Annotated in this window: 15 protein-coding genes and 3 pseudogenes; 16 read left to right on the forward strand and 2 right to left on the reverse strand. The window is 30.7% G+C overall.

The features are described 5' to 3' along the window. The first annotated feature begins 84 nt into the window (after nt 1–84). From PG912_RS06800 to PG912_RS06875, 16 genes and pseudogenes are all read left to right on the forward strand, one after another. Nucleotides 85–558 carry an NDR1/HIN1-like protein gene (locus tag PG912_RS06800; protein ID WP_275688987.1) on the forward strand — a complete coding sequence of 158 codons (474 nt, stop codon included), beginning with the start codon at nt 85–87 and terminating at the stop codon, nt 556–558. Then, nucleotides 476–1,503 (forward strand): annotated as a pseudogene (gene ribD / locus PG912_RS06805) (bifunctional diaminohydroxyphosphoribosylaminopyrimidine deaminase/5-amino-6-(5-phosphoribosylamino)uracil reductase RibD). The gene PG912_RS06800 and the pseudogene ribD overlap by 83 nt, the downstream one beginning before the upstream one ends. Beyond that, nucleotides 1,496–2,110 carry an HAD-IA family hydrolase gene (locus PG912_RS06810; protein ID WP_275688988.1) on the forward strand — a complete coding sequence of 205 codons (615 nt, stop codon included), beginning with the start codon at nt 1,496–1,498 and terminating at the stop codon, nt 2,108–2,110. The pseudogene ribD and the gene PG912_RS06810 overlap by 8 nt, the downstream one beginning before the upstream one ends. Next, the gene (locus tag PG912_RS06815) at nt 2,107–2,970 is read left to right on the forward strand and encodes an EamA family transporter (protein ID WP_275688989.1); all 864 of its coding nucleotides are present in this window, start codon (nt 2,107–2,109) and stop codon (nt 2,968–2,970) included. The genes PG912_RS06810 and PG912_RS06815 overlap by 4 nt, the downstream gene beginning before the upstream one ends. Further along, on the forward strand, nt 2,970–3,584 hold the full coding sequence (locus PG912_RS06820; RefSeq protein WP_275688990.1) for an IMPACT family protein: 615 nt from the start codon (nt 2,970–2,972) through the stop codon (nt 3,582–3,584). Before PG912_RS06815 ends, PG912_RS06820 begins: the two co-directional genes overlap by 1 nt. 1 nt (nt 3,585) lies before the next feature. Then, nucleotides 3,586–4,452, forward strand: a complete 867-nt coding sequence (locus tag PG912_RS06825) for a YkgJ family cysteine cluster protein (protein WP_275688991.1) — start codon at nt 3,586–3,588, stop codon at nt 4,450–4,452. Between the two features lie 125 nt (nt 4,453–4,577). Beyond that, nucleotides 4,578–7,672 (forward strand): annotated as a pseudogene (locus PG912_RS06830) (WD40/YVTN/BNR-like repeat-containing protein). Nucleotides 7,673–7,711: 39 nt separating this feature from the next. Next, nucleotides 7,712–9,277, forward strand: a complete 1,566-nt coding sequence (locus PG912_RS06835) for a GMC oxidoreductase (protein WP_275688992.1) — start codon at nt 7,712–7,714, stop codon at nt 9,275–9,277. 247 nt (nt 9,278–9,524) lie between these two features. Beyond that, nucleotides 9,525–10,466, forward strand: coding sequence for an alpha/beta fold hydrolase (locus PG912_RS06840; protein WP_275688993.1), 942 nt, complete (start codon nt 9,525–9,527; stop codon nt 10,464–10,466). A 46-nt stretch (nt 10,467–10,512) separates the two neighbouring features. Next, nucleotides 10,513–11,874, forward strand: coding sequence for a TlpA family protein disulfide reductase (locus tag PG912_RS06845; protein ID WP_275688994.1), 1,362 nt, complete (start codon nt 10,513–10,515; stop codon nt 11,872–11,874). A 375-nt stretch (nt 11,875–12,249) separates the two neighbouring features. Then, nucleotides 12,250–14,025: a 30S ribosomal protein S1 gene (gene rpsA / locus PG912_RS06850; RefSeq protein ID WP_260585965.1), complete on the forward strand. Its 1,776-nt coding sequence runs from the start codon at nt 12,250–12,252 to the stop codon at nt 14,023–14,025. A 105-nt stretch (nt 14,026–14,130) separates the two neighbouring features. Continuing rightward, on the forward strand, nt 14,131–14,487 hold the full coding sequence (locus tag PG912_RS06855) for a hypothetical protein (protein ID WP_260585966.1): 357 nt from the start codon (nt 14,131–14,133) through the stop codon (nt 14,485–14,487). Nucleotides 14,488–14,683: 196 nt separating this feature from the next. Then, on the forward strand, nt 14,684–16,075 hold the full coding sequence (gene glmM, locus PG912_RS06860) for a phosphoglucosamine mutase (RefSeq protein ID WP_275688995.1): 1,392 nt from the start codon (nt 14,684–14,686) through the stop codon (nt 16,073–16,075). Between the two features lie 215 nt (nt 16,076–16,290). Then, nucleotides 16,291–17,757, forward strand: a pseudogene (locus tag PG912_RS06865) (aminotransferase class V-fold PLP-dependent enzyme). A gap of 1 nt (nt 17,758) precedes the next feature. Then, on the forward strand, nt 17,759–18,811 hold the full coding sequence (locus tag PG912_RS06870) for a M14 family zinc carboxypeptidase (protein WP_275686931.1): 1,053 nt from the start codon (nt 17,759–17,761) through the stop codon (nt 18,809–18,811). Nucleotides 18,812–18,891: 80 nt separating this feature from the next. Next, on the forward strand, nt 18,892–19,374 hold the full coding sequence (locus tag PG912_RS06875) for an Lrp/AsnC family transcriptional regulator (protein ID WP_333780702.1): 483 nt from the start codon (nt 18,892–18,894) through the stop codon (nt 19,372–19,374). A 101-nt stretch (nt 19,375–19,475) separates the two neighbouring features. Here the strand turns inward: PG912_RS06875 and PG912_RS06880 are convergent, their stop codons facing one another. Next, a complete protein-coding gene (locus tag PG912_RS06880; protein WP_275686933.1) occupies nt 19,476–20,171 on the reverse strand; it encodes a pseudouridine synthase in 696 nt (231 codons plus the stop codon). A gap of 4 nt (nt 20,172–20,175) precedes the next feature. Continuing rightward, nucleotides 20,176–21,375: a multidrug effflux MFS transporter gene (locus tag PG912_RS06885; protein WP_275686934.1), complete on the reverse strand. Its 1,200-nt coding sequence runs from the start codon at nt 21,373–21,375 to the stop codon at nt 20,176–20,178. Between the last annotated feature and the right edge of the window lie 688 nt (nt 21,376–22,063).

Consider the following 22,063-nt stretch of genomic DNA (forward strand, 5'->3'; position numbering starts at 1 on the left):
GGGTTTTTTATAGTTGTTTTATTTATTGTGAGTTGTTCTGTAAAAAAGAAACCAATACTTATAAAGGTTGATGACATTAAAATTATGTCAATAGCATCAGATACGATTCGATTAAAAGCAACAGCATTTTTTAAAAACCCGAATGATATTGGAGGTAAATTAGCAACAGACGAAATTAAAGTAATCGTAAACGGAGAAGAAGTTGCTCAGGTTTCTTCTGATGAGTTTGAAGTTCCAGCACGGAAAGAATTTAATATTCCGTTAAAAGTGGTAATTCCTGCTAAAAAGATATTCGGAGATACTAAAAACGGAATTTTAGGAGGTTTGATTAATTCGATTTTAACCAAAAGTATAAAAGTACAGTTTAAAGGAGATTTAAAATATCGCGTTTTAGGTTTTTCTGATGTATATCCGATTGATAAAACGGAAGATATTAAAAATAAAATTCTAGTTGTTTTTGAAGCACGAAAATTACATACAACGTTGTTTACAATTAGCCAAAAATGGTATTGGTACTGCGCGTCCAAATCCGTCAGTTGGAGCTGTTATTGTTTATAATGATAAAATTATAGGTGAAGGATATACAAGTGCTTATGGTGGTAATCATGCAGAAGTAAATGCCGTAAATTCGGTTGTAAATAAAGAGTTATTAAAAGAAGCAACGATTTACGTAACATTAGAGCCGTGTGCGCATTTTGGGAAAACACCGCCTTGTGCCGATTTAATCGTAAAACATAAAATACCCAATGTTGTAATTGGTTGTGTTGACACGAATAGTTTGGTTGCAGGTAAAGGAATTGAGCGTTTAGAAAAAGCAGGAATCAATGTAATTGTTGGTGTTTTAGAAGCAGAATGCAAACAACATCATAAACGTTTTTTTACTGTTCAGAATAAAAAGCGTCCGTATATAATATTAAAATGGCCGAAACTTCGGATGGTTTTGTAGCACCGTTATCAAAAAATGAACAAAAACCTGTTTGGATTTCTAATGAATACTCAAAACAGTTAGTTCATAAATGGCGAAGTGAAGAACATGCTATTTTAGTGGGTACAAATACTGTAATTGCAGACAATCCGTCATTAACAGTACGCAGTTGGTCGGGAAATAATCCGATTAGAATTGTAATAGATAAAAACTTACGAATCCCTGAAAATGCCACAGTATTCGATGAGAAAGTAAAAACGATTGTTTTAACGGATAAAGAATATATTCGTCATTGCGAACATGGTGAAGCAATCTCGTACGAGCAATTAGATTTTTCATCCCGCGTAGCGGAACAAATATGTGATGTATTGCAAAACCACAATATTCAATCTGTAATTATTGAAGGAGGAACGCAAACATTGCAAACTTTTATAAATGCTAATCTTTGGGATGAAGCAAAAGTTTTTATAGGAAAGGCATCGTTTAAAAGTGGGGTAGTAGATCCGGTTACAAAAGGAAGTTTAGAAAAAGAAGAAAACATCGAAGGCGATGTATTAAAGACATATATAAATGATTAAAAACATTGTTTTCGATTTTGGTGATATCTTCATCAATTTAGATAAAGAAGCAACTTATAAAGAGTTAGCAAAACTGGGCATAACCAATATTTCTGAAGATATGATAACAACCTATCATCAATATGAAATGGGTTTAATTTCTACGGATGAGTTTGTGAATTTTTATAAAACCAAATTTCCGCAATTAAGTCGTGAAAGTTTAGTGAATGCTTGGAATGCTATTTTTTTAGATTTTCCAAAACGCAGATTAGCTTTTTTAAAAGAGTTAGTAGCGTCAAATAAATACAGATTATTTTTATTAAGCAATACAAACGATTTACATATTTCTTGGATTCAGAATAATTGGGGAGCTGATTTATACAGTGAGTTTAAAAACTGCTTCGAACAATTTTATTTATCGCATGAAATAAACTTCAGAAAACCAAATGCAAATATTTACGAATTTGTATTAAATGAAAACGCTTTAAAAGCATCAGAAACTATTTTTGTTGATGATTTAAAAGAAAATACCGAGGCAGCTAAAGAATTAGGAATGCAAGTTTGGAATTTAATTCCAGGAAAAGAAGATGTAGTTGATTTATTAAAAAGAAAAGAATTTTTAGTTTGATTTATTTAGTATTAAGTGTATTAGTTTCTAGTTTATTATTTGTAATTTTTAAATTGTTTGATGTTTTTAAAATAAACACATCACAAGCCATTGTTGTAAATTATGTTATCGCATTGTCTTTTGGTTTATTTACTTCAAATGTACCTTTATCAATTACGCAAATACCACAACAACCTTGGTTTTTAGGTGCTTTCTGTTTAGGTTTTTTGTTTATAGCGGTGTTTAATATAATGGGGCTAACAGCACAAAAAAACGGATTATCAGTTGCTTCTGTAGCAGGTAAAATGTCGGTAGTTATACCTGTTGTAGCTGGAGTATTTATGTATAATGAAAGTGTTGGTGCTTTAAAGTTAATAGGTATTTTAATGGCATTAGTTGCTGTTTATTTATCTTCTGCTAAAAGCGATATTTCTCCTGTAAAATTTAAAAATTTAATATACCCATTATTGTTGTTTATTGGTTCAGGATGTATCGATGCAGGGTTAAAATACACTGAAACAACCTATGTGTCAGACAGAGCAGTACCTATGTTTTTAGCTACTATTTTTGGTTGTGCCTTTATACTGGGTTGTATCTTTATAATTACACAACTAATAAAAGGTAATTTTAAATTTCAATGGAAAAATATTTTAGGAGGAATTGCTTTAGGAATTCCGAATTATTACTCGATGGAATTTTTATTAAAAGCATTACAAACCGAAGGATTAGAAAGTTCAACTTTATTCACGATTAATAATGTATCTGTTGTTATTTTAACCACTGTTTTTGCTTTAGTTTTCTTTAAAGAAAAATTGATTAAAAAAAATTGGATAGGAATAGGATTAGCTGTAATTAGTATTTTATTAGTAGCTTCGGCGTAATGAATGAAATAAAAGATACATATAAAACGATTGATGTTGCTTCTGAAGAAACATTATTTAAAGACAGAAATAGTAAGTTTTTTGGCTATGCTTTTCCTATTTTTACTGAAGATGATGTTAAAGAAGCTATTGATGGTTTAAAGAAAAAACACCATTCGGCACGTCATTTTTGCTACGCTTGGCAATTAGGAACTCTAAAAACACGTTTTAGAGCAAATGATGATGGCGAACCAAGTAATTCGGCAGGAATGCCAATATATGGTCAAATTCAAGCCTTTGAGGTAACCAATATTTTAATAGTTTCTGTTCGTTATTTTGGTGGCACAAAATTAGGTGTAGGAGGTTTGATAAATGCTTATAGAACTTCGGCTCAATTAGCTTTAGAAATATCAGAAATAAAAGAAAAAACAGTTGATATTGATTATCAATTAACTTTTGGATATGATATGATGAATAAAGTACAACGTATCATTAAAGAGAGAAATTTAAATATAACCAATCAAAAATTAGAAATGGATTGCCAATATATTATTTCTGTGCGTAAAAAAGATGCACAAATGATTTTTGATATTTTTGATAACCTATTTAAGGTTGAAATAAAAGAAGTTGAGTAAAATGCAAATAACCAAACTTACCTCTAAAAGTATATTACCACTTACTTGTTCAAGATCTGGAACTTGTTGTTTTGGTAAAGATGTGATGCTTAACCCATGGGAATTATTTCATTTTAGTAAAGAAAAAAAGGTTTCAGTAACGGAGTTTCGTAATTTGTATACCGAACATGGGGGAATTCAATTATTGTTTGATGGAAAAACCGATAAAAAAGGACAAAAAGCATGTAGCCAATATGTAGATAACGCAGGTTGTAGTGTGCATTTAGGTCGCCCATTGGCTTGTCGTTTGTATCCACTAGGTCGTCAAGTACAATACGATAAGGTAGATTTTATTTATGAAGGAAAGCAATTTCCTTGTTTAACGGATTGTGCTGAAGTTTTAGATTTACCAAAACTAAGTGTTGGCGAGTATCTTAAAGGACAAAAAGCAAGCGAGTTTGAAAAAGCATTGGATGAATATTTAATTGTGATGCAAAATATCGCTGATATTGGTTTCGAATTATTGTTAGATTCAGGATTAGCTGCTTCTGAAAATACTAAAACATTAGCATTATGGAGAGCATCAGGAAGTGAATCACACGAATTATCAGCCAAAAGAATAGGGCAAGAGTGGTTAGATTGCTTAATGATTCCTAAAATTACTATTGATGCTGAAAATCCTATATCATTTGCAAAAAAACACAACGATTTATTGCTTCAAAAATCACAAGAATCATTTGGAAGTATTCAAACTTTAGAAGAACTTCAAGAAGCATCTGCTTTAATAATTGCAGTAGCATTGCATTTATCTAGAGGTTTAGGAGCTGATACCAAAGGAATTTCCGAACACTGGATAGAAATTGCAAAAACGCACGGAGCCAAAGAATAATTTCATTTTTTTTATCAAAAAAAGCATAAAAAATACTGAACAGATCTGTAAAAATTAAATTGTTATTATTAGACTTAATTTTTAATGCTTACTTTTAAAGCAACATAACCAAATCTTATAATTTCATGCGATTTTTACTTTCCGTTTTATGTATCCTTTCTATTGGGATAACAGCATCAATCAACGCTCAAAATTTAACTGAAGCTGATTACGACGTTTTAAATTACCGACTTATCGAGCCTTTTAGAGGTGGAAGAAGTGCGGCTGTAACTGGTGTACCCAATAAACCTAATTTATATTATTTTGGATCAACTGGTGGTGGAATTTGGAAAACGACAAACGGCGGTAGACAATGGAAAAACATTTCAGATGGTTTTTTTGGAGGAAGTATCGGAGCTATTTCTGTATCAAAATCCGACCCTAATGTCATGTATGTTGGTGGCGGTGAAAAAACGGTTAGAGGTAATGTATCCTCTGGTTATGGTATTTGGAAAACTGTTGACGCAGGTAAAACTTGGACAAATGCAGGTTTAAAAAAATCAAGGCACGTTCCTAGAATTGCTATTCATCCAACAAATTCGAATATTGTTTATGCTGGAGTTATGGGAAACCTATACAAACCAACCCAAGAGCGTGGTGTTTATAAAAGTATTGATGGCGGTAAAACATGGAAAAAAACCTTGTTCTCTAACGAACATGCGGGAGTTGTTGATTTACAAATGGATCCTACAAATCCAAGAATTTTATACGCATCTACATGGCGAATTAATAGAACTCCGTACAGTTTAAACTCAGGAGGTGAAGGTTCTGCTTTATGGAAAAGTACAGATAGTGGAGAAACTTGGACGGAGATTTCAACTAAAAAAGGATTTGCAACAGGTACTTTAGGTATTATTGGAGTAACCGTATCACCAGTAAATAACCAACGTGTTTGGGCAATTGTAGAAAATAAAGACAAAGGTGGATTGTATCAAAGTAATGATGGTGGAGAAACCTGGAAACAAGTAAATAGCGAGCGTAAAATTCGCCAGCGAGCTTGGTATTACACACGTGTTTATGCAGATACTAAAGATGTTGATAAAGTATATGTTTTAAATGTGCGTTATCATAAAAGTGTAGATGGCGGAAAAACATTTAGCACACACAATGCACCACATGGTGATCATCATGATTTATGGATTGCACCAGAAAACCCAGATCGAATGATTATTGGTGATGATGGTGGTGCACAAGTTACTTATGATGGTGGCGAAACTTGGAGTACTTATCATAATCAACCAACATCACAATTTTATAGAGTAACTACTGATAATCATTTTCCGTACCGCATTTATGCAGCACAACAAGATAATTCAACCATCAGAATTCCGCATAGAACAGCCGGAAGAAATATTACTGAAGATGATTGGGAATCTACCGCAGGTGGAGAATCAGCTCATATTGCTGTTGATCCTAAAAATAATGATATCGTTTACGGAGGAAGTTATGATGGTTATTTAACACGTTTAAATCATAAAACAGGAACCGTTCGTGCAATTAATGTTTGGCCAGATAATCCAATGGGACATGGAGCTGAAGGTATGAAATATCGTTTTCAATGGAACTTTCCTATTTTGTTTTCAAAACACAATCCAAATAAATTATATACATTTTCGCAACATGTTCATGTTACTGAAAACGAAGGACAATCATGGAAAATTATTAGTGATGATTTAACAAGAAACGATCCTGAAAAATTAAAATCATCAGGAGGACCAATTACGCAAGATAATACATCAGTAGAATATTATTGTACCATTTTTGCTGCGCAAGAATCACCTTTAAAAGAAGGATTGCTTTGGGTTGGTAGTGATGATGGATTAATTCATATCACAAAAAATGGAGGTGAAACTTGGCAAAATGTAACGCCAAAAGGAATGCCAGAATGGATGATGATAAATAGTATTGAGCCAAGTGCTTTTGATGAAGGTACTTGTTATGTAGCCGGAACCAAATATAAAACGGGGGATTTTACTCCATATTTATACAAAACAACAGATTACGGGAAATCTTGGACTAAAATTACAAACGGAATTAATCCTGAACATTTTACACGTGTTGTTCGTGAAGATCCTAAACACAAAAGTTTATTGTATTCAGGTACAGAAACAGGAATGTATATTTCTTTTGATGCTGGTAAAAACTGGAAACCTTTTCAGTTAAACTTACCAATTGTACCAATTACTGATTTAACCATTAAAGATAATAGTTTAATTGTAGCAACTCAAGGTAGAAGTTTATGGATGATTGATGATTTAACGGTTATTCATCAATTATTAAAAGATAAAGTATCAGATACTAAATTATTTCAACCAAAAGATACTTACAGAATGCGTGGAAGCGGTTTTAAAGGAAGTAAAACTGCCGGAACAAATTTACATAGTGGTGTTTATACTTATTTTAATTTAAAAAATTATGATAAAAAGAAAGATACTATTGTATTAAGTTATTTAGATAGCAAAGGCGATACCATAAAAACGGTAAGTACTGCAAATAAAAAGAAAAACGTGTTGGTTGCTAAAAAAGGAGGGAACCAATATGTTTGGAATATGACTTATAAAGGTGCGGAAAAGCTAAAAGGAATGATTTTATGGTGGGCAAGTTTAAAGGGCCGAAAGCCGTACCTGGAGTTTATAAAGTTAGTTTAAGTGTAAACGGAAAAACTCAAGAACAGCCGTTTAATATATTAGCTGATCCTAGAGCAGAAAGTACACAAGCTGATATGGAAAAACAATTTACTTTTATTAAAGATGTGAATAAAACGATGGATAATGCTCATAAATCTATCAAAAAAATAAGAAATATCAATGCTCAATTATCAGCTTTTCAAAAACAATATAAAAATAATCCGTTGGTAGAAGGTTTGATTGAAAAATCAAAAAATTTAAAAAAGCAGTTTACAAAAATAGAGGAAGCTTTATATCAAACAAAAAACAGAAGCGGACAAGATCCGTTAAATTTTCCTATTCGATTAACCAATAAATTAGGACATTTAAATAGTTTGGTAAGTATGGGAGATTTTGCACCAACCGAACAAGATATTGCTGTAAAAAACGAATTAACTCAAAAAATAAATATACAATTAAAGGCTTTTAACGCTTTATTGAATAATGAAATAAAAGTATTTAATACCGCTTTTAATAGTAAAAAACTGAACTATTTATTTGTTGAAAAAGAATAGTAAATTACCTTTAATTATTAATAATTTAAAAATAGATTTTTGAGTTTAAAAAAAGAATACGATTACGTAATTGTTGGTAGTGGTTTTGGTGGTTCGGTAAGTGCATTGCGATTATCAGAAAAAGGCTATAAAGTTTTGGTTGTGGAAAAAGGAAAATGGTATAAAGCCAAGGACTTTCCTAAAACAAATTGGAATTTTAAAAAATGGCTTTGGATGCCGAAATTACGCTTTTTTGGAATCATGAAGTTAACCATTTTTCGGCACGTTGCTATTGTTTCGGGTACAGGTGTTGGTGGCGGATCTTTAGTGTATGCCAATACGTTGCCTATTCCTAAAGCTACTTTTTTTAACACAGGTAGCTGGAGCAATCTTTTAGATTGGGAAAATGAGTTAAAACCGTATTATAAAGAAGCTTTAAGAATGCTTGGAGCTACTAGAAATCCGAAGTTATTTGATGGAGATAATGGTTTAAAGGATGTTGCATCAGAATTAAATATCAAAAATAAATTCAATGCAACCAATGTAGCTGTTTATTTTGGTGAAGAAAATGTGACTAAAAAAGATCCATTTTTTAATGGAGAAGGCTCTGAAAGAACTGGTTGTAATTTTTGTGGAGCTTGTATGACTGGTTGTAGAAATAACTCTAAAAATACTTTAGATAAAAACTACCTATACTTAGCACAAAAAAAGGGAGCTAAAATACTTGCCGAAAACGAAGTTTACGACGTAAAACCTTCTGTTGATGGTTATGAAATATTTATAGAAACTAGTACAAAACTTTTAAAAAAACGTCAAAAGATTAAAACAAAAGCGGTCGTTTTTTCTGGTGGAGTTTTAGGAACAATCAAACTATTACTAAAATTAAAAAAAGATTCACTTCCAAATATTTCAAACAGATTAGGATTGGATATTAGAACCAATAACGAAACTTTAGTAAGTGTATCTACTTTAGATAAAGATAAAAACTTTTCAAAAGGTGTGGCAATCGGAAGTATTTTAGATACAGATGAAAATAGTCATTTGGAAATTGTACGATACGGAAAAGGTTCAAACGCTTGGAAGTTTTTACATTTACCCTATGTAACCAATAAAAACGTGTTTGCTCGTTTAATGATGATGTTTGTTTCGTTATTAAAATCACCTATAAAATATTTTAAAGTCTATTTTACTAATAATTGGGCAGAAAAAACGGTGGTATTATTATTTATGCAAACTTTAGATAGTACGCTGAAATTTAAACGTAATATCTTCGGATTTATGACTTCAACAGTTAATTCAGGTAAAAAACCAACGCCTTTTATTAAAGAATCTAAAAAATTAGTAAACGAATATAGTAAGGCCGTAAACGGAGTAAGTACGTCTTTTGCGTTGGAAACACTTGTAGGGATTCCATCAACAGCACATGTATTAGGTGGCGCTGTAATGGCAGAAAATAAATCAGAAGGAGTTATTGATAAAAATAATAAAATCTTCGGATATGATAATTTATATGTTATTGATGGTGCTATGATTTCTGCAAATCCGGGAGTAAATCCTTCGTTATCAATCACAGCAATTGCAGAAAGAGCCATGAGTCAAATTCCTTTAAAAAAGGATGTAAACTAATTTGTCAATTCTAGTAAATATCTTGGATTACAATCCAGAACATTTTTATCGAGAATCAAATTCTCTAGCTAAAAAACTGTTCTCGATACAATTTTCTTTGATATCAACCAACTATACTCGCTACCTTTAATCTAAATACATTTTGATTGAAGGCAATGCTCAATCTAACAGAAAATTACTCGAACTGACATTTTCGTTATAATAAAATTTATTAATGCATAACAGATATAAACTAAAATATTTATCAATGAAAAAGATTGTAAAAGTAACCTTATTAATCATCGCTTTGGTTTTTACAAGCATTGTCGTTTTTTATGGATACCAAGATATTCCGGTTGAAAAATTAAAAGAAAAATATGCGAATAAAGCATCTTCTTTTGTTGCTATTAACGGGATGGATGTTCATTATCGTGATGAAGGAGTAAAATTAGATAGTATTCCGATCGTATTAATTCACGGAACAGGAGCAAGTTTACACACTTTTGATGCTTGGACGGATGAATTAAAGAAAACTAAAAGAGTAATTAGAATGGATTTACCTGCCTACGGATTAACGGGACCATTTCCTGATAGAAATTATTCAATGGACAATTACGTGAAGTTTATACATGATTTTTTATCATCATTAAAAATTAAAGAATGTATATTAGGAGGGAACTCATTAGGCGGACAAATAGCATGGAATTTTACTGTAAACGAACCTAAAATGGTTGAAAAACTAATTTTAATTGATGCAGCTGGTTATCCGATGAAATCGAAAAGTGTTCCGATGGCTTTTAAAGTCGCCCAAACTCCATTATTAAATAAATTATTACTGTATGTAACTCCGCGTTTTATGGTAAGAGCAAGTGTAGAAAATGTGTACCATGATAAATCTAAAGTAACCGATTTAATGGTTGAAAGGTATTTTGAATTAACCTTAAGAGAAGGAAATCGTCAGGCTTTTGTAGATCGTTTTAGTATGAAATCACCTGCAAATTCGTCTGCTAAAATTAAAACAATCAAGCAACCAACATTGATACTATGGGGAGCAGAAGATTTTTTAATTCCCTTAAAAAATGCGTATCAATTTCAAAAAGACTTACCTAATAATAGTTTAGTAATTTTAAAAGAAGTAGGGCATACCCCAATGGAAGAGAGCCCTACAGAAAGTTTAAAATCGGTACTTAAATTTATAAAAAACGAATAATTAATATTTAACTATATTGTCGATTATTTAAAAAATAAAAAACATTATGAAAAAGCTACTTTTTGGCGCCCTTGCCATTACTATTATTTCGTGTAACAACTCAAAACCTGTTGATTATACGTTATTTACAGGAACCATTAAAAACGCAAACAGTGAAAGCATAGCAATTATTAATAGTTCAAATGAAACTGTTAGAGAAATTAAGGTTTCTGATTCAGGAGTTTTTTCCGATACTATTTTTAACACAAATGGTTATTATAGTTTTGATGATGGAAAAGAAAGTTCATCAATATATTTAAAGAATGGATATACCATTAATTTAAATTTAGACGCTAAAGAGTTTGATGAAAGTATTGTTTACTCTGGTAACGGTAGTGATGTAAATAATTTTTTAGCACAAAAATATTTAATAAAAGAAAGAGCAGGTACAACATCAGCGCTTTATTCTTTAGAAGAAACAGCTTATTTAAAAAAAATGAATGCGCAAAAAGAAACGCTAGAAAAATCATTAGAAGGTTTAGATGCTGATTTTATAAAAGAAGAAAAAGTAAGTTTAAATTATGACCATATTAGTCATTTATTAAGTTACGAACCTGCTCATCGTTATTTTGCAAAAAAGAAAGATTTTAAAATTTCTGACTCTTTTCCTGATGTTTTAAAAGGTTTTGATTTTAATAATGAAGAGCATTATAAATCTTCTGCTGCTTATAAAGGTATTGTAGGATCTAATTTTAATACCGTAGCTAGAGAAAATTCTAAAAAAGAAAAAATCTCTTTCGAAACAGCTGCTTTAAAATTGGTTAAAGAAAATAAAAGCGAAATAATAAGGGATAACATACTTCGTGGTCTTTCTCGTCAAGTATCGGCACGTAATCCTAATTCAGAGGAGTTGTACAATGGTATTATGGAGCTTTCTTCAGATGAAATTTTGAAAAAACAATTAACAGCACAATTTAATCTTGTTAAAAAATTAGCAAAAGGAAAAACCTCTCCAGTATTTGAGAATTATGAAAATAATGCAGGAGGAACAACATCTTTAGCCGATTTAAAAGGAAAATATGTGTATATAGATGTATGGGCAACTTGGTGTGAATCATGTAAAGCTGAAATTCCGTCATTAAAGAAAATTGAAAAAAAATATCACGATAAAAATATCGAATTTGTAAGTCTTTCAATTGATGTTAAAAAAGATCATGGTATTTGGAAGCAAATGATTATTGATAAAGAGTTAGGTGGAATTCAGTTAATGTCAGATAATGATTGGAAATCGAAATTTGTAACTGATTATGGTATTCAAGGAATACCTCGTTTTATTTTAATTGATCCAGCTGGTAATATTGTAAGTTCTGATGCTCCAAGACCTTCTGACACGAAACTTGTTGATTTATTTAATGAGCTTAAAATTTAAGTATACCCTTAAAAGGTTTTAAAATTAAGTAATATTCATAGCATTATAAATGTTAGGAATATTACTTTTTTTGTTTTAGAAATCAATAGAAACTTAAAAACATAAGACATTTGAACCATTTCCTGATGTCAAATTCACAAAACGAAAAAGATATAACATAATAAGAATAATTATTTTGCTATAAAAAGAGATTGTCTCAACTCACTTAAAATCAAAAGCTTTATAGGTTTTTTAAATAAAACTTCGTAAATTTGCACTCCTTTTTACAATAACAGATTTATAAAAGGAACGAGAAAATAAAATTTATATAAATTTCTCTTGGCGTTAGTGTTGTTAAGAATCTGGCTAACAAAAAGATACAAAGTATTATTCAGAATGTCTGAAGAAACAAAAACAACTGCAGAAGCAGTTACAGTAAATCCAGCAGAATTTTTAGCAACATTTAACTGGCATAAATACGAAGAAGGTATTGATGAAGTTGATGAATCTAAATTACAAGAATTTGAAAAAGCCTTAGAAGGTACAGTAGGTTTTGTAAACGAACGTGATGTAATTGAAGGTAAAGTTACAAGAATTACTGATAGAGATGCAATTATCGATATCAACTCTAAGTCAGAGGGAGTAATTTCTTTAAACGAATTCCGTTACAACCCAAGTTTAGCAGTTGGTGATGCTGTAGAGGTATTAGTTGACAAAAGAGAAGATGCTTCTGGTCAATTAGTGTTATCTCACAAAAAAGCACGTGTAATTAAAGCATGGGAACGTGTTAATAATGCACATGAAACTGGTGAAATCGTTAACGGTTTTGTTAAGTGTAGAACTCGTGGAGGTATGATCGTTGATGTATTTGGTATTGAAGCATTCTTACCAGGTTCTCAAATTGATGTGAAACCTATTAGAGATTACGATCAGTATGTAGAGAAAACTATGGAATTCAAAGTTGTGAAAATCAACCACGAATTTAAGAACGTAGTAGTATCTCATAAAGCGTTAATCGAAGCAGATTTAGAAGATCAGAAAAAAGAAATCATCGGTCAATTAGAAAAAGGACAAGTATTAGAAGGTGTTGTTAAAAACATTACTTCTTATGGTGTCTTTGTTGATTTAGGTGGTGTTGACGGATTAGTACATATTACTGATTTATCTTGGTCTCGTATCAACCACCCGAATGAGGTTGTTGAATTAGATCAGAAATTAAATGTTGTAATTTTAGACTTTGATGATAACAAATCTAGAATCCAATTAGGTTTAAAACAATTATCTGCTCACCCTTGGGAAGCTTTAAATACTGAATTAGCAGTAGGTGATAAAGTAAAAGGTAAAGTTGTTGTTTTAGCTGATTATGGTGCATTCGTAGAGGTTGAAGAAGGTGTTGAAGGATTAATTCACGTTTCTGAAATGTCTTGGTCTACACACTTACGTTCTGCGCAAGATTTCGTAAAAGTTGGTGATGAAGTAGAAGCTCAAATCTTAACATTAGATCGTGAAGATCGTAAGATGTCTTTAGGTATGAAGCAATTACACCCAGATCCATGGACAGATATTACAACTAAATACCCTGTAGGTTCAACTCATACTGGTACTGTACGTAACTACACTAACTTTGGTGTATTCGTAGAATTAGAAGAGGGAATTGACGGATTAGTGTATATCTCTGATTTATCTTGGACTAAGAAAATTAAGCACCCATCAGATTTTGTAACTGTTGGTGATAAATTAGAGGTTCAAGTATTAGAATTAGATGTTGAAAACCGTAAGTTAAACTTAGGTCACAAGCAAACTCAAGATAACCCTTGGGATGCTCATGAAGCTACGTATGCAATCGGATCTACTCACGAAGGTTCTATTAAAGAGAAGAATGATAAAGGTGCAACTGTAGTATTTGCAGATGGTATCGAAGCATTCGCTCCAACTCGTTTCTTAGAAAAAGAAGACGGTTCTAAATTAGAAAAAGGTGATGCTGTAAAGTTCATCGTTACTGAATTTAGTAAAGAATACCGTAGAATTGTTGTTTCTCATACTTCTCTTTTTAAAGAAGAAGAAAAGAAAAACATCAAGGCTGCTGCTAAAAAAGCTGCTGACGTAGAAAAAACTACTTTAGGAGATATTGGTGGATTAGCTGAATTAAAAAGAAAAATGGAAGGAAAATAAGCTCCTGAAATCATAAATTTTAAAACCGCTACGTAAGTAGCGGTTTTTTTATGTCTTAAAAAACCAGTTGTATTATTATATTGCAAATTAAACCCCAAGAATATTATGAAATTATTTAAAAGAGTTACAAGTGTTTTGTTAGTGTTTATTTTTGCTATAACTTTAAATAGTTGTTCAGGATGTGATAATCAAAATCCTTCAGCAAAAGTTGTTAATAACGGAACAGAAGATGTAAGTGTACAAATTAAAACTTCTGGAGGAAATACTGAAAATATAAATAAAATAGAACCAGGAATGTCTTCTAATTCTGTAAGTTATGCATCTGGTGAAGTAGAATTCACTATTGTATTAAAAAGTGGAGCGGAAGTAGTTAAAACAGTTACTATGGAGTTTTGTAGAACTTATAAAATAACTATAGATGAAAATAATACTATTACTACAACATCTAATGTGGTAGATTAATAAAATTACCATCATATTTAATATAAAACTCCTTAAATTCAGTTTAAGGAGTTTTTATTTGTTTTATATCCTATTTCTCAAACTTAATGTAAAAAAACAATTAGTACTATATGTAACTATTGTTACAGTTAAAGCCATTATGAAGTGTTCGTATATTCTTAAATACTACTATATTTGTAATAAATAAAAAGAAACGATGACACTTATAAAATCTATATCAGGAATTAGGGGAACAATAGGAGGTAGCACAGGTGAAAACCTTACTCCGGTTGATGCCGTTAAATTTGCTGCTGCTTACGGAGCATTTATCATAAAGAGAAATCCGGAAGCAAAGAAAATAAATATTGTTATAGGTAGAGATGCTCGTATTTCTGGTAAAATGATAAGCAATTTAGTAGCCAACACATTGGTTGGTTTAGGAATTAATGTAATAGATTTAGGCTTATCTACCACACCAACAGTTGAAGTTGCTGTTCCGTTAGAGAAAGCTGAAGGAGGAATTATTTTAACTGCTTCTCACAATCCGAAACAATGGAACGCTTTAAAATTGTTGAATGAAAAAGGAGAGTTTTTAAATGGTGCTGATGGAGAAGAAATTTTGAAATTAGCAGATAGTGAAGATTTTACTTTTGCTGAAGTTGATGATTTAGGAACTTACAAAAAGAATAAAAAATACTTAAAAAAACATATAAAAGAGGTTTTAAAACTAGATTTAGTTGATGTAAAAGCAATTAAAAAAGCCAAGTTTAAAGTAGTTGTTGACGGTGTTAACTCTACCGGAGGAATTTTTATTCCTGCTTTGTTAAAAGAATTAGGTGTTAAATGTATAGAATTATACTGTGAGCCAAACGGTCAGTTTCCTCACAATCCAGAACCCTTAAAAGAAAACTTAGCAGATATTTCTAAATTAGTAGTTAAGAAAAAAGCCGATTTAGGTATTGTAGTTGACCCTGATGTTGATCGTTTAGCGTTGATATCTGAAGATGGATCTATGTTTGGTGAAGAATACACCTTAGTAGCTTGTGCAGATTATGTATTAGGAAGATTAGGGGGTGGAAACACGGTTTCTAACTTATCATCATCAAGAGCATTGCGCGATGTTACAGAAAAGCATGGTGGAACTTATACTGCATCTGCAGTTGGTGAAGTTAATGTGGTGCAAATGATGAAAGATACCAATACGGTTATTGGTGGTGAAGGAAATGGAGGAATCATTTATCCAGCTTCTCATTATGGTCGTGATTCATTAGTAGGTGTCGCTTTATTTTTATCGCACTTGGCACATAAAAAAATGTCTTGTAAAGCATTAAGAGATTCGTACCCAAGTTATTTTATGAGTAAAAATAAAATACAGCTAACTCCACAAATCGATGTTGATAAAATTTTAGAAACAATGGCTTCTAAATACAAAGACGAAGACGTTAACACGATTGATGGTGTGAAAATTGATTTTGAAAACGAGTGGGTACACTTACGTAAATCTAATACTGAACCTATTATTAGAATTTACACTGAAAGTACCAATCAAGAAAGTGCAGATACACTTGCAGAACGATTTATAGCAGAAATAGCACAAATTATAAAATAAAATTATCTAGTTGTTTACTGATTCGGAAACTATTCATAATAGCAAATTCAGTGAACAATCATTAGATCATTTTTAATATTACAAAAATATTTTTTTTAATAGGAGGAATGTTCATTGTATAATAAACAAAAGTTACAAATAAGTTAAAAGTATCATCTTTTTAGGCTAGCTCTTAAGATACTCTTAATTTTATATCATAAATACAGTATCAGATTATGAATTTAGAGCAATATTTTGCTAAGTTTAAAAAGAACATTGTTGGTATCAACCAAACATATCAATCTCCTTACGGAGAACAAAAAATGATATATACTGACTGGATCGCAAGTGGTAGATTATACAGACCTATAGAAGAACAATTATTAAATAAATTTGGTGCCATTTGTAGCAAATACACATACCGAAACATCAACTTCAGGTGCTGCTATGACTTTAGCCTATCACGAAGCACGAAATATTATTAAACGTCATGTAAATGCATCAAAAGATGATGTACTAATTACAGAAGGCTCTGGAATGACAGGTGTTGTAAATAAGTTTCAACGAATTTTAGGTTTAAAAGTTTCAGAAAACCTAAAAGAGCATACACAAATTCCTGAAGAAAAGCGTCCAATTGTTTTTGTTAGTCATATGGAGCATCATTCTAATCAAACATCTTGGGTAGAAACGATTGCTGATGTAGCAGTTATTCCTTGTAATAGTGAAGGTAATATATGCTTAGATATGTTTGAAGAAATCATAAAAGAGTATATAGATAGACCAATAAAAATTGCCTCGATTATTGCTGGTTCTAACGTAACAGGTATTAAAACCGACTATCATAAAGTAGCTTCATTAATTCATAAGTATGGCGGTTTGTGTTTTGTAGATTTTGCTTGTTCGGCACCGTATGTTGATATAAACATGCACCCAGAAAATGAAAATGAATATTTAGATGCAATTTTCTTTTCTCCTCATAAATTTTTAGGAGGCCAGGAAGTTCTGGAGTTTTAATTTTTAATAAGAAATTATATAAAAATATGATTCCTGATAACCCAGGTGGAGGTACTGTAAGTTATACAAACCCTTGGGGAGAGCATGATTATTTTGATGATATTGAGGCTCGTGAAGATGGCGGAACACCTGCTTTTTTACAAACAATGAAAATAGCATTGTCTATTCAGCTAAAAAATCAGATGGGAACTGATAAAATGAAGCAACGTGAAGATGAAATAAATCCTATTATTTTTAAGTGTTTAGAAAATTTAGAAGGCGTAAAAATATTAGCACCAAACAATAAAGATCGATTGAGTATTTTTTCTTTCTATTATGAAAAGTATCACTTTAACTTAGTAGTTAAGCTGTTAAACGATCGTTTCGGAATTCAAACAAGAGGAGGTTGTTCTTGTGCAGGTACTTACGGACATTTTTTATTAAATGTAGATTTAAATACATCACATAAAATTAAAGATCAAATTTCTGAAGGATGTAATACTGATAAACCAGGTTGGGTGCGTTTATCTGTACACCCTACAATAACAGATAAGGAAATAGCGTTTATTTGCAATTCATTAAATACCTTAACTCAGAATATAGCAGAATGGTCGAAAGATTATAAATATGATATGGCTAAAAATGATTATGTTCATAAACTTACTGAACCAATAGAAAAAGAAATAATTGCTGACTGGTTTACCTTATAATATGAATTTATTAACGCCCTCTTTTTTAGAAGAAACCTACGCTAAAATAAAAGAAGAAAAAATAGGAGGTAGGTATATTACTTTAAAAGATATAAAACCTCTTTATAATGATTTACATACAATTATTCAGTCAGCTATAATTGGTCAATCAGAACAAGGAAGAGATATTTATCAACTTAAATTAGGTTCAGGAGCAAAAAAAATACTTGTTTGGAGCCAAATGCATGGTAATGAAAGTACTGGAACCAAAGCTGTTTTTGATTTTTTAAACTTTATTAAATTATATGCCAATAATAAAATTGTAGCTTCAATTTTAAATAATTGTAGCATTACTATTATACCGATGTTAAATCCTGATGGAGCAGAAGTTTATACACGTGTTAATGCAAAAGAAGTAGATTTAAATAGAGATGCAGTTGCTTTAGCGGCAAAAGAAAGTAAATTATTACGAAAAATATTAGATGAATTTAAACCTGACTTTTGTTTTAATCTTCACGACCAAAGAACAATATTTGGAGTGGAAGGAAGCAACAAGCCAGCTACAATTTCTTTTTTAGCTCCGTCTGAAGAAATAAATAGAGAAATTACACAAGGTCGTAAAGAAACCATGAATGTAATTATTTCGATGAACAACTTGTTACAAAAATTAATACCCAATCATATTGGTCGTTATACTGATGAGTTTTATCCAACGGCAACAGGTGATAATTTTCAGAAATTAGGACATAATACAATTCTAATTGAAGCAGGCCATTATCCGAATGATTATGAACGAGAAATTGTAAGAAAATATAATTTTTATGCGCTTTTACAAGGGATTTATCATATTTCAACAACTGAAAATTTCACAAATTATTTAGATTATTTATCTATCCCTAACAATATCAAGAACTTCTATGATGTTATTTATAGGGATAAAAATAATAAAAAAGATGTCGCTTATCAGTATGTAGAGAAATTAGAAAACGGTAAATTTGCCAAGACTTTAATTAAAGAGAATGAAGGTGATTTATCTTCATATATAGCACATGAGGAATTTAATAAAGAATGTTAATAATTAAATATTTCTCAACAAAAGTGTTTTTAAATTAGAAAAAAATTATATTTTAGCAGTATTACTTGAAGAAAACAGAAATAATGAAAAAGTTTGTATTAGATGAAATTGATCATCAAATTTTAGATATTTTAATTGAAAATGCACGTACTCCTTTTACTGACATTGCAAAAAAATTATTAGTATCAGCAGGAACAATTCACGTACGTGTTAAAAAAATGGAAGATGAAGGAATCATTCAGGGTTCGACATTAACGTTGAATTATGATAAAATGGGTTATACCTTTATTGCCCATGTTGGTGTGTATTTAGAAAAAACATCAATGACACAACACGTTTTAGACAGCTTTCGTTTAATTCCTAATATAACTGTTGCTTATGTAACAGCAGGAAAATACAATATTTTCTGTAAGGTGAGAGCTAAGAGTACAAACGATGCAAAGGATGTTATTTACAAAATAGATGATATTAATGGAGTTAATCGTACAGAAACGATGATTTCTTTAGAAGAAAGTATTAATGATAAGAAGCGTTTAATGCACGCTATTTTTCAAGAAATTTAAGAATAAATCACATTAAAAAGGGTTGTATATTTAAATATACAACCCTTTTTTTATTAACTTTAAATACTAGTTTTTATAATCCACAGATAGCTTTTATTTATTTAAATATCCCAATTAAAACGTTTAAAAACAATATTCCAGTCATTTGGTAAATCAGCCTTTATTAGTTGTTTTTCGTTAGAAAAAGGATGTACAAACTCTAGTGAATATGCGTGTAAAAAAAGGTTTTCACAATTAAAATTATCAATAAACATTACATTGTGATTTTTGTCACCATATTTAGGATCACCAATAAGTGGATGACTGATTTTATTCATATGAATACGCAGTTGATGTAATCTTCCTGTAGTAGGTTTCATTTCTACTAAACTATATCGAGAACTATCATAAGGTTTTACAGGAATATCAACAATAACATTAGCAACTGTTTTTAAATGTGTTTCAGCCTCTTTATAAACATCCGAATCTCTTCCTTTTACAGGAGAATCAATTACTTTACTTTCAGGAGAATGCCCTCTTACAATTCCGTAATATGTTTTTTGAATCTCATTATTTGTAAATAATTCCTGAAATTTAGACACATGTTTGGTTTCTTTTGCTAACAAAATAACTCCAGAAGTTTTTCTGTCTAACCGATGTATCGGATAAAATTTATGTCCGAATTGATTGAACAACAACTGCAATAAAGAATCTTCATCAGAAACATTTCGTGAATGATGCGCATGATGAACAACTACATTATTTGGTTTAGAAACACAAAGTATATAGTCGTCTTCAAAAAGAATAGTAAGGCTCATAAATTTAATTATTTGTGATTTTAAGCTTGGTGAAATTTAATAAAACTAATGAGAATATTCCGCAAATTAAAAAACCTAGAAATAAAGGCAGGGTAGTGGTTTTAACATAAGTTCCTATAAATGTAGCAATAGGAACTGCCATAATTGTAGAAACAAAACCATTTATAGCTGCACCAACTCCGGCAATATGACCTACTGGTTGCATAGCTAATGCTCTGATATTACCAAATAGAAAACCGAGAGAGAAAAACTGCAAAGCAAAAAAGGCTAACAATACGTTTATATCCGGATTTTCTTTCCCGTAAAACAGGACGATATATAATACAGGAATCAGTGTAAAAATTACTAAGAAAGTAGTAATCAGTTTAAACATCCCGAATTTCATAACAAAAGTTCCGTTTAAAAAAGTAGCAAATCCAACCGAAATTGCTAATCCAGCAAAAATATAGGGGAATTCTTCTACTAAGTCATACTGTACCTGAAAAATTTGTTGTGAAGCGCTTAAATACACCATAAATGAACCTGTTATAAAACCAGATATTAAAGTAAATACAACGGCTTGTTTATGTTTTAAAAATTCTTTTGTTCCTTCAATAAAAAGACTGATAGATAGTTTTGTTCTGTTTTCTTTTTTTAATGTTTCTGGTTGACGTTTCCATAACCAAATCATAACAATAAACCCATATATTAATTGACTATAGAATATAAATTTCCAATCATAAGCATCTAACATTAATTTACCAATAGCAGGTGCTACAACAGGAACTAGAATAAATATCACTACAATAAATGACATTATTTTAGCCATGTAATTGCCTTCAAAACTATCTCTTACCATAGCAATACTAATTGTTCTTGGGGCAGATAAACCAATACCTTGTAAAATTCTTCCAAAAACCATCATTTCGATGCTTGTTGCACTGATACAAATAAAACTAGCAATTACAAAAACACTAAATCCGAAATAGATAACGGGTTTTCTTCCTAAACTATCGGATATAGGTCCCGAAATTAATTGTCCAAACCCCAATCCTAAAAATATCATTGTTATTAATAGTTGATTATCATTTGAGTTTTGTTGTATGTTTATACTAATTCCTATTTGTTCTAAAGCAGGTAATAATGCATCTATAGATAATGCAACTAACGACATTAAGGCTGCCATTAAACCTATAAACTCTAATTTTGACTTGTTTTTTTGCATTCGGCAAAAATAGGTGTTTATTTTGAGTAGGATTGTTTATATACTCTTTATTATAAAATAAACTATTTAACATAATATTAATTATAGTACAAATGTATTGTTTAGTCAATAACAGTGGTTTATCCATATGATAGCTATAATGTAGTATTATGTAAAATATCCCAGAAGCATTCGTTTTCATAAGAATAATTGGAACTTGGGTCATTAAACTAATAAGCGGTTTGCTTCGCAGCAGAGTTTATAAAACATTTGTATCTATAATTAGCCGTTATGTAAAATAGCCGCTACCAAGCGCTCGATTGTTTTATAAAATCAAATTGCTCTGGCAATTTATTTTACACACAATTATCCAACGCTTGCCAACGCCAAAATAAAAGCTAAACTTTTTGCTCTTATTAAAAATCGCGTATTCGATAAAATGTACGTAATAAAAAATTTTAGACGATTCTCGTAGATTGCCACAAGAGCATAAATTTTAAGAAATCGCTTTTTAGGCGATTCACGAACACATTTAAAGTTTTATCTAATTAAGTAAATATGTGAGTAAAAATAAAATTCTATGCACTTGTTATATTTAGAATTTCAATTAATCTTTTTTTTCGTGTTTCATTATCTTTTGTTTTGAAACAAAAGAAACAAAAATTCAAGGCTGCATATAATTTTGGAAACAATTTACAGTTCATTCGCT

The sequence above is a fragment of the Tenacibaculum retecalamus genome, from assembly GCF_027941755.1.
Lineage (GTDB): Bacteria > Bacteroidota > Bacteroidia > Flavobacteriales > Flavobacteriaceae > Polaribacter > Polaribacter haliotis_B.

Bases quoted from the DNA above. Each gene is read 5' to 3' on its own strand.
- PG912_RS06840 (WP_275688993.1), top strand. From the start codon at position 9,525: ATGAAAAAGATTGTAAAAGTAACCTTATTAATCATCGCTTTGGTTTTT.
- PG912_RS06820 (WP_275688990.1), top strand. From the start codon at position 2,970: ATGAATGAAATAAAAGATACATATAAAACGATTGATGTTGCTTCTGAA.
- glmM (WP_275688995.1), top strand. From the start codon at position 14,684: ATGACACTTATAAAATCTATATCAGGAATTAGGGGAACAATAGGAGGT.
- PG912_RS06845 (WP_275688994.1), top strand. From the start codon at position 10,513: ATGAAAAAGCTACTTTTTGGCGCCCTTGCCATTACTATTATTTCGTGT.
- PG912_RS06880 (WP_275686933.1), bottom strand. From the start codon at position 20,171: ATGAGCCTTACTATTCTTTTTGAAGACGACTATATACTTTGTGTTTCT.
- PG912_RS06800 (WP_275688987.1), top strand. From the start codon at position 85: ATGTCAATAGCATCAGATACGATTCGATTAAAAGCAACAGCATTTTTT.
- PG912_RS06870 (WP_275686931.1), top strand. From the start codon at position 17,759: ATGAATTTATTAACGCCCTCTTTTTTAGAAGAAACCTACGCTAAAATA.
- PG912_RS06825 (WP_275688991.1), top strand. From the start codon at position 3,586: ATGCAAATAACCAAACTTACCTCTAAAAGTATATTACCACTTACTTGT.
- rpsA (WP_260585965.1), top strand. From the start codon at position 12,250: ATGTCTGAAGAAACAAAAACAACTGCAGAAGCAGTTACAGTAAATCCA.
- PG912_RS06855 (WP_260585966.1), top strand. From the start codon at position 14,131: ATGAAATTATTTAAAAGAGTTACAAGTGTTTTGTTAGTGTTTATTTTT.
- PG912_RS06885 (WP_275686934.1), bottom strand. From the start codon at position 21,375: ATGCAAAAAAACAAGTCAAAATTAGAGTTTATAGGTTTAATGGCAGCC.
- PG912_RS06810 (WP_275688988.1), top strand. From the start codon at position 1,496: ATGATTAAAAACATTGTTTTCGATTTTGGTGATATCTTCATCAATTTA.